Source organism: Mesorhizobium sp. CNPSo 4661, from assembly GCF_057784215.1.
Genome location: NZ_JBWGIO010000053.1, coordinates 1 through 9,148 on the forward strand (window position 1 = coordinate 1; position 9,148 = coordinate 9,148).

Genomic DNA, 9,148 nt, shown 5'->3' on the forward strand with positions numbered 1-9,148 from the left:
TATCATCCAAACAGCAAAGTCAATCTCGCCAAGCGAATAGATCGGGCGGTCTTCCCTCAACTGCAAGGCGGGCCCCATATGAATGTCATCGCTGCGCTAGCTGTCGCTTTGCAGGAAGCCGCGAACCCGTCCTTCCGTAGCTACGGCCAACAGATCGTCAAGAATGCCAAGGCCCTGGCACAGGGGCTCATGGAGCGGGGTTATGACCTGGTCACGGGCGGGACTGACAATCACATGCTGATCCTCGATCTTCGGGAGCGACCATTGCCCGGAAAGGCCTATGCCGAGCGACTGGCAAAGGCCGGCATCATCACGAACTTCAATATGGTGCCGGGCGACCGGCGGCATCCGGCGCTCACAAGCGGAATTCGGTTGGGGACGCCCGCGGTAACGTCCATGGGTATGCGCGACGGAGAAATGGTGCAGATCGCTGGCTTCATTGACTCCATCCTCCGGCGGCCAGACGACGAAGGTCTCCATGCCCGCGTGCGAAGAGACGTTGCCGACCTGTGCACGGCGTTCGAGGTGCCGGGTATCACCGACAGGCAAGGCAGTTGAGCAAAGCGCCCCGACAACTTTAACACCGGAAACGAGGCATTTCATGGCTAGGCAGTTCGTGTTCTCTTCTGAGTCGGTTGGCGCCGGCCACCCGGATAAGTTGGCCGATAACATCTCGGATGCCATTCTCGATGCGTTGCTCCGCTTCGATCCGAAAGCGCGCGTCGCTTGCGAAACGTTGGTTAAGACGTGTGAAGCCTTGGTGAAAACAGGGACGGTCGTTCTAGCAGGCGAAATTACCAGCAATGCAAGGGTGGATTACAGCCAAGTTGCCCGCAATACCATTCTCGATATCGGATACGATGATGAGGCCATCGGTTTTGACGGCCGGCGGTGCTCCGTGGTTGTGGCCATCACCGAGCAGTCGCCCGACATCAGCCAGGGCGTTGACGAGGGCAGAGGGCAGGATCTCGACCAGGGAGCGGGAGATCAGGGCCTCATGTTCGGCTACGCATGCCGCGAGACCGATACTCTGATGCCCTTGCCGATCCAACTCGCCCACTGCCTGACAAAAAGACAGGCGGATGTGCGAAAGACTGGAGAACTCAGCTGGTTGCGTCCTGACATGAAATCTCAGGTTTCGGTGCGCTATGAAGGCCTGCGCCCCATCGCATTGGACACCATCGTCGTGTCGACGCAACACGATGAGCAGGTATCCCAAGAGACGGTCCGCGAGGGCGTGATTGAGGAAATCATAAAGCCGGTCCTACCGCCCCACCTGGACAGTGAAGGTATCCGAATTCTGGTCAACCCAACGGGGCGGTTCGTAGTCGGTGGGCCACGCGGTGACTGCGGCCTCACTGGACGCAAGATCATCGTCGATTCCTACGGCGGGATGGGGCGTCACGGCGGCGGCGCTTTTTCGGGCAAGGACCCGTCCAAGGTTGACCGCTCGGCTGCCTATGCGGCTCGTTATGTCGCGAAGAACATCGTCGCTGCGGGACTTGCGGACATCTGCGAGGTGCAGGTTGCTTACGCGATCGGCGTGGCCAGTCCGGTTTCCGTCATGGTCAATACTTTCGGGACGGCGAGGGTTGCGGAAAGTAAGATCGAGCGCCTCATTTTTGAGCTGTTCGATCTCAGACCAAAGGGCATTATCAAGATGCTTGATCTCTTACGCCCGATATACCGTAAGACAGCGACATACGGGCATTTCGGCCGTGAAGAGCCTGAGTTCACCTGGGAGAGGACCGACAGAGCGGACGAATTGCGTCGCGAGGCAGGACTCGCCGCCCCGTGAGGGCCGGCGCCGAGCGGATTGGGAAGCGAAAAGTCCATTCCAACTGGCCAGACCCGCGCCCGGCCGGCATGCCAGATAGCCGGGGTGGGTTCTTGGCGGAGATTTTGATGCCGGAGTATGACGTGCTTTGCATCGGCAATGCCATTGTCGACATCATCGCGCAGTGCGACGAGGCTTTTCTCGAGACCAACGGCATCATCAAGGGGGCGATGAACCTCATCGACGCCAGGCGAGCCGAATTGCTTTACAGCCGCATGGGACCGGCGATCGAGGCTTCCGGCGGCAGCGCCGGCAACACGGCGGCAGGCGTCGCCAGCCTCGGCGGACGGGCCGCCTTCTTCGGCAAGGTGTCGAACGACGCGCTGGGTGAAATCTACACGCACGACATCCACGCCCAGGGCGTGGCCTTCGACACCAGCCCGCTCGCGGGCGAGCCGCCGACCGCACGCTCGATGATCTTCGTCACGCCCGACGGCGAGCGTTCGATGAACACCTATCTCGGCGCCTGCGTCGAGCTGGGGCCCGAGGATGTCGAGGCTGACAAGGCGTCCGGCGCCAGAGTGACCTATTTCGAGGGGTATCTGTGGGATCCGCCGCGCGCCAAGGAAGCGATCCGGCAGACCGCCAAGCTGGCGCATGCAGCGGGGCGCGAAGTGTCGATGACGCTGTCGGATTCCTTCTGCGTCGACCGCTACCGCGACGAGTTCCTCGAGCTGATGCGCTCGGGCACCGTCGACATCGTCTTTGCCAACAGCCACGAGATCAAATCGCTCTACCAGACCGCTTCTTTCGAGGAAGCGCTCGCCGCCATCCGCAAGGATTGCAGAATAGCCGCCGTCACCCGTTCTGAAAAAGGCTCGGTCATCGTGCGCGGCGAGGAGACCGTCACCATCCAGGCGACGGAGATCAAGGAACTGGTCGACACGACCGGCGCCGGCGATCTCTATGCAGCCGGCTTCCTTTACGGCTACACCGCCGGACTGAGCCTCAAGGATTGCGGCGACCTCGGCTCGCTGGCCGCCGGGCTGGTGATCCAGCAGATCGGCCCGCGCCCGCGCCAGAACCTGCGCCGAGAGGCCGAGCAAGCCGGGCTGGTTTAGGTGGCGCGCAAGATCAGATCCCACCCGGTGCAAGCTGTCCCAATGACCCGCGCGGGCAAATAGAGATCTCAAGGTCCGAGGCAGTAGGATCAAAGCTATGTCTGCACCTTTCGAGACAGGAAAATGGCGGCGCCGCTGACGAGATGACGGTCGTAGTGGACCGCCTGACTGAACGCCAAGGTTGATGCCGCTCGTGTAGAGGGGGATTTTGTGAACAGTCTCCTGTTAGCGGCTCCTGGGTTGCTGCTGTTCAGTCTCGTCCCGACGAAGTGCATTCATCCGGGGCGCATCCCCGCGCCGCGCCGGAGGGGATCAACGCGGTGCCTTCATTGCCGCTTCGACATCTTTGCTTTCTACACACTCCGGGTCTGCATGATGGGTGAAATGCAGCAACTCGGACTGGCCCAGCCAGCTGTCGGAGGGAGCGCCGGCAGGAGGCATAGCGCCTCGAAAGCGCTCCTCGACTGCCTGATATTTTGTCCTGCAGAGGCATCGAACTTCCTATCCCTCGTCGCACCCGCTTCGACCACGGGCTGCCCCGTTCGGCCTCATCTACTGGGCGCTTCATCCGGCGGACAGCAGACAGCGAAGCCTCCACGGCCGCGAAAATCTCGTGATGGCGGCTCAATTGCGCGACCGGCCCGCCATTTTGGGGCGACGTCCAGTGCTGCTGCCTGGCGTCGACCTTGCCCTTCATCTCTTGACCGCATATTGCCTCGTCCTCTCAGCCGGCTGAGCCTCCCGACAGCCGGATAGATGATGACGATCCCCTCCTGGAGAATGTCTCGTTTGAAAAGCGTGACGGTCTACGCCGCCTTATTTCCTCCGGCCCTATCGCGCACCGTCTGCGGTTCTGCCGCGCACGCGACGAAACGCAGTCACTCTACCGTGCAACACTCAAGGGAAATACGACAGGCGCACCAGAAATGGTGGGGTCTGTGTCAAAGATTTCTAGGCAAGCCCCGAGAGCGAAATCTTGTTGGTTTTGGCGTCGAGCAAGCTTTGCCTTTTGGCGCTTTTACGCTTCGAGCGGGCAGAATACCCGCGGCCGGTCCCTTGTGTATGAGTGCAACGTGTGCAGAGCCGGATCCGCCAAATGCGGGCAGAAAGGTCTGACCTGAGAAGAGACATTGGCACCTTGCTGAGGCGTCATGTGTCTTGGCCTTTGGATTTCAGCAAGCCAGGGACGCGGGCCCTTCGATTCGCCGCTAATGATAGCCATTGATGATCGCCCGCATGTAGGCGATCGGACGACGCCGCCAATTTGGCAGGCCGTGGTAGGCTCGAACAGCAGCTGGCCGGAGGCTGCTATGTCTACTGGGCATGGGGTGGGTCAATGTATGGTCTGCCTTGCCAGTCGATCAGCGCGTTCGCAGTTACTCGCTCGTTGCGGCCTTCTGCGAAAACATCAACTTTTCACATAATGACATAAACATTTCTTTATGCGGCATTGACACACGGTTCCCTGCTGTGATTGTCTGGGTGCCGTGGTTCTTCGTACGGCACTGCCGCATGGAGCTAAGAGGGAAGCCGGTGCGAGGCCGGCGCTGCCCCCGCAACTGTTAGCGAGTGAGCCAACCCCACTCATGTCACTGAGGCGAACAGCCTCGGGAAGACGGGGAGAAGCTATGACCCCGCGAGCCAGGAGACCTGCCACGACGAACTATGTCCACGGGCGGGGTGTCCGGTGGCCGCAGCAGCCCGGCGCTTCGTGCCGGTCTACGAAGCGCCTCCCGTCCCCCACGCCCCAACCATCGGGGTATGGCATGACTGTCTCTCAGCAAATTCCTGTCGCGACGCTCGGTGTTCCGCGGTTCGGTCGCCGGCGGGAACTGAAATTCGCGCTTGAAAGCTACTGGTCCGGAAAATCTTCCGCTGCCGACCTTCTCACGACTGCGAAAGCGCTGCGTGCCGCCAACTGGGAAGAGCAGCGCGATCGCGGCGTGTTGAAAATTCCGTCGAACGACTTCTCGCTCTACGACCATGTTCTCGACACTGCAACTATGGTCGGCGCAGTGCCGTCCCGATACGCCTGGCGTGGCGGCGAGCTCCCGCTCGACATCTACTTCGCCATGGCCCGCGGCGACCAAGGTCAGACGGGGAGCTGCGGGCACTCTGGTCACGAGCGTGGGGCTGGCCCTGCCCTGACCGCGATGGAAATGACCAAATGGTTCGACACCAACTATCACTATATCGTGCCGGAACTCGACGATGATCAGACGTTCGCCCTCTCGTCGACAAAACCAGTTGATCACTTCCTCGAGGCCAAAGCCCTCGGCATTCACACACGCCCAGTCATCCTTGGACCTGTCACATTCCTCAAACTGGCGAAGTCACCTGCCGAAGGGTTCAATCCCATCGCGCTGCTGCCACGGCTTCTGCCCGTCTACGAGCAGCTCCTGCGGAGGTTGAAATTGTCGGGAGCCGATTGGGTGCAGATCGACGAGCCGACGCTTGTCCTGGATCTAAACTCGAACGAGCGAGCTGCGTTTGAATTTGCCTATGGGCAGCTATCGAAGGCCGCGCCCGAGCTGAAGATCATGCTAGCTACCTATTTCGGGGCGCTAGGGGACAATCTCGAGACGGCGATTTCGCTGCCCGCGGCCGGCCTGCATCTCGATCTTTCGCGCGCTCCCGAGCAGTTGGAGACGGTTGGTCGGCTCGCGCCTAAGGACCTGGTGCTGTCGCTTGGCTTGATCGACGGCCGCAACGTCTGGCGTGCGAACCTGCCTGCCATTCTCGACCGTATCAAGCCGATCGTCGCCGGCTGGCCTTTGGACCGCGTCGAAATTGCGCCTTCGTGCTCGATGCTGCATGTGCCCATGGACCTTCGCATGGAGACGGCACTCGATGCCACCATCAGGTCGTGGCTCGCCTTCGCGGCGCAGAAGACCGACGAACTGGTGCTGCTGGCGAGGGCGCTGTCCGAAGGCAGGGATGCAGTGGCAGACGAGTTGATGGCTTCTGCCGAGGCTGCTGCTGCTCGCGCAGCGTCCGAAAAGGTCCATGATCCGCTTGTTGAGGGTCGGATTGCCGGCATTGACGACAGCATGAAGCAACGAAAGAACGCTTTCGCCGTGCGTTCCAGGGTCCAGGCCCGCAGGCTAGGCTTGCCTCCGTTTCCAACGACGACCATAGGATCATTCCCGCAGACGCCTCGGGTGCGCAAGGCCCGCTCCGCCCACAGGAAGGGCGAGCTTAGCTATCTCGACTACGACAGCTTCCTGCAGAACGAGACCAAGACTGCCATTCGCTGGCAGGAGGAGATCGGGCTGGACGTGCTGGTGCACGGCGAGTTCGAACGAAACGACATGGTACAGCATTTCGGCGAGCAGCTGTCCGGCTTCGCCTTCACCCAGCATGGCTGGGTGCAAAGTTATGGCTCCCGCTACGTGCGTCCCCCGATCATCTTCGGCGACGTATCGCGCCCCAATCCTATGACGGTGCGCTGGTGGGAATTCGCCCAGTCGCTTACGCAAAAGCCAGTCAAGGGAATGCTCACAGGCCCTGTGACCATTCTTGCCTGGTCTTTTGTCCGCGACGACATTCCCCGCTCGGAGGTCTGCCGCCAGATCGCGCTCGCCATTCGCGATGAAGTGACGGACCTGGAAAGATCTGGCGCAAAGATAATCCAGATTGACGAGGCGGCGTTTCGCGAAGGCTTGCCGCTGCGCAAGCGCGACTGCAAAGTCTATCTCGACTGGGCGGTCGAATGCTTCTGGCTGGCCTCGACGGGTGTAGAGGACGCGACCCAGATCCACACTCACATGTGCTATTCGGAGTTCAACGCGATCATCGACGCGATCGCTGAACTGGACGCGGATGTAATTTCGATTGAGACATCGCGCTCGGCAATGGAACTGCTGGACGCCTTTACGAGCACCAAATATCCGAACGAAATCGGTCCTGGAGTCTATGACATCCACTCACCGCGCGTTCCGGAAGTCGCCGAGATTTCGGCCCTCCTCATGCTTGCACGCGAGCGGCTCTCCGACCGGCAACTTTGGGTAAACCCGGACTGCGGCCTCAAAACACGCAAATGGGAGGAGGTCCGCCCTGCCCTCGTGAACATGGTCGCTGCAGCACGCGCGCTCCGGGAGAGAGTGCAGGCCTGAGGCTTTGCCAGATTGTCATTATATGGTGCGTCACCGGCCACTTAGTGACGCAAATTCCGCGAACCGCCTCGGTTAGCAGAACGCTATAAGCCGCCTTAGATAAGCTGCCTAAATGTTATCTGCCCGGCCTCACCTGCATACTGGCATGGTGCCATCACGATGGGCAACGACGGGAGCATCACCTGCCCCTTGATCGGGGACTTGGTGTCGGTCGCGACCGCCTCGCGGCCTCGCCTCCGTGATGGTTCGTCATACCGTTGGGCTTTCCGAAGCTCAGTCCACTTACTTCCCCAATATCTGCGAGACAGGTCGAGGCGTCGTCGCGGTTTCGGCCGGTAAGATGGGATAGACAACGTCGGGTACTGTTCCGGTCAACGCTTCAAGGAAGGCGACAAGCCGGTCGATTTCTTCTTTCGTCAATTCTTGGCCGAGCTGTGTCTTTCCCATGATGGCGACGGCCTGTTTCAGATCCCACACCTTGCCCGAATGAAAGTACGGGGCAGTGAGTGCTACATTGCGCAGCGGCGCCACGCGGAAAACATAAGAATCCTCCGCCTTATTGGTGACTGCAAATCGGCCCTTGTCCTTGTCCGGCAGGATGTCGGCGCTAGGCCTTTCAACAAGGCCGAATGGGTAGTAGCCGTCCCCACCGACGTTGACACCGGCATGGCAAGACGCGCAGCCTTTGTCCATGAAAAGCGCCAGACCCTGTTTCTGTTCGGGAGTCATTGCGGCGTCATCACCATTGAGGAAATCATCGAAGGGGGCTGGCGTGACCAGTGTCGCTTCGAAGGCTTCGATTGCCTTGGCGAAGTTTTCGAATGTGACCCGATCGGCTTCATCCGGGAAAGCGGTGTTGAACCACTCGACATATTGCGGCATCGACTTGAGCGTGGCGATGAGTTGATCCGGCGTGTTAGCCATTTCGCCACTGGCTTGCACTGGACCCTTGGCTTGAGCCTTGAGGTCTTCGGCGCGACCGTCCCAGAACTGCGCAATGTTGAAGACAGCGTTCAAAACCGTGGGCGCGTTGCGCGGCCCTTTTTGCCAACCATGGCCGATCGAAGTCTCACGATTGTCGTCGCCCCCGGTGGCCAAGTTGTGGCACGAATTGCATGAGAAAACGCCTGATGACGAGACGCGTGGATCGAAGAACAATGCCTTGCCGAGAGCGATTTTCTCCCAGGTGATCGCGTTGTTGGTGACTGCCGGCGTGATGGATGGCAAAGCCTTGAAAGTGGCCAGTGCCGTTTCTTTGAGGTCTTCGGGGATCGCCTGCGCAGCAAGAGCGGTAGCCACCGGCAAGGCGACAGCTACCGTAGTAAGTAGGGCTTTCAAAATAATATCTCCTGCGTGCTGTACGCAGCCATTTTGGGATATGCGGTCAGTGAACGCCCTGCGGTAGGTCAGTTGCTGGAGAGAATTGGAGGTCTGACACCCGCAGTCCGCACGACAGAAGCGCAAGCGGTCGGGAAGTGAACGCCTTTCTCGATTGGCTTAAATGGTTGGCACCGATGGTCAGCTCCGAAGCTGGCGCCGGAGCCGTATTTTGGATTCTCTTTCCGCCTTCTACTGTGAAGAACCACCGCTGTTTCAATAGCAAACCCCCGCGCGGATTCCCTCAGGTAGGTTCCAGCGGTCCGCTCCCAATCCTGGCCGAGGTAGCGACCCCCCAAGATGATGAACCTCAGCCACTCAACGACCCTCGAATGAACATTCGATACCCGTTCCTCACGCGCACCAGAAAGCGGCCATGGACTTCGATTTCACGGTCAAAGAACGCTTGACGAATGCGAAATAGCCGCACGTCGAGACCACCGGTAATGGTCAACAGCCACGATGGGCGAGTACGGTGCTATGGATGATATTCCTGGACAAGCGTTCGCAATAATTGCTCTCGGGACATTCGTAGCCTTCGGCGACAACCGGTACTATGAAGCGACGCTTGGCCAACTGTGTTTCACCCATCGCCTGAACCGCCCGCCGAGGCGCTTGTCGGCCTCGCGCCGCCCGACCTCGACCGGGTGTTCTACTCCGACAGCGGCTCAACCGCCGTCGAGGTCGCGCTGAAGATGGCGCTCGGCTATTTCCGCAACATCGACGCGCCACGCTCGCGCCTCGTCGTCATGGAACAC

Annotated in this window: 4 protein-coding genes, 2 pseudogenes and 1 riboswitch; of the genes and pseudogenes, 5 read left to right on the forward strand and 1 reads right to left on the reverse strand. The window is 60.0% G+C overall.

Annotated features, from left to right (window positions below; translation table 11 throughout):
• The 4 genes and pseudogenes from glyA to metE all read left to right on the forward strand — a co-directional run.
• A pseudogene (gene glyA / locus AC0YKC_RS33585) lies at window positions 1-558 on the forward strand (serine hydroxymethyltransferase); the annotation flags it as partial.
• Between the two features lie 43 nt (window positions 559-601).
• Entirely contained in the window at window positions 602-1,798 is a 1,197-nt protein-coding gene (gene metK / locus AC0YKC_RS33590; protein ID WP_488514191.1) for a methionine adenosyltransferase, read from the forward strand.
• A 107-nt stretch (window positions 1,799-1,905) separates the two neighbouring features.
• Window positions 1,906-2,898 (forward strand): adenosine kinase, encoded by a 993-nt coding sequence (locus AC0YKC_RS33595; protein WP_488514192.1) that lies wholly within the window; start codon window positions 1,906-1,908, stop codon window positions 2,896-2,898.
• A 1,471-nt stretch (window positions 2,899-4,369) separates the two neighbouring features.
• Window positions 4,370-4,570, forward strand: a riboswitch (cobalamin riboswitch).
• Between the two features lie 94 nt (window positions 4,571-4,664).
• The gene (gene metE / locus AC0YKC_RS33600) at window positions 4,665-7,013 is read left to right on the forward strand and encodes a 5-methyltetrahydropteroyltriglutamate--homocysteine S-methyltransferase (protein WP_488514193.1); all 2,349 of its coding nucleotides are present in this window, start codon (window positions 4,665-4,667) and stop codon (window positions 7,011-7,013) included.
• A gap of 282 nt (window positions 7,014-7,295) precedes the next feature.
• On the opposite strand, the gene AC0YKC_RS33605 is transcribed toward metE, so the two are convergent.
• Entirely contained in the window at window positions 7,296-8,351 is a 1,056-nt protein-coding gene (locus AC0YKC_RS33605; protein WP_488514194.1) for a cytochrome-c peroxidase, read from the reverse strand.
• Between the two features lie 617 nt (window positions 8,352-8,968).
• On the opposite strand from AC0YKC_RS33605, the pseudogene AC0YKC_RS33610 reads away from it, so the two are divergent.
• A pseudogene (locus tag AC0YKC_RS33610) lies at window positions 8,969-9,148 on the forward strand (adenosylmethionine--8-amino-7-oxononanoate transaminase); the annotation flags it as partial.

Bases quoted from the DNA above. Each gene is read 5' to 3' on its own strand.
- metK (WP_488514191.1), top strand. From the start codon at position 602: ATGGCTAGGCAGTTCGTGTTCTCTTCTGAGTCGGTTGGCGCCGGCCAC.
- AC0YKC_RS33595 (WP_488514192.1), top strand. From the start codon at position 1,906: ATGCCGGAGTATGACGTGCTTTGCATCGGCAATGCCATTGTCGACATC.
- metE (WP_488514193.1), top strand. From the start codon at position 4,665: ATGACTGTCTCTCAGCAAATTCCTGTCGCGACGCTCGGTGTTCCGCGG.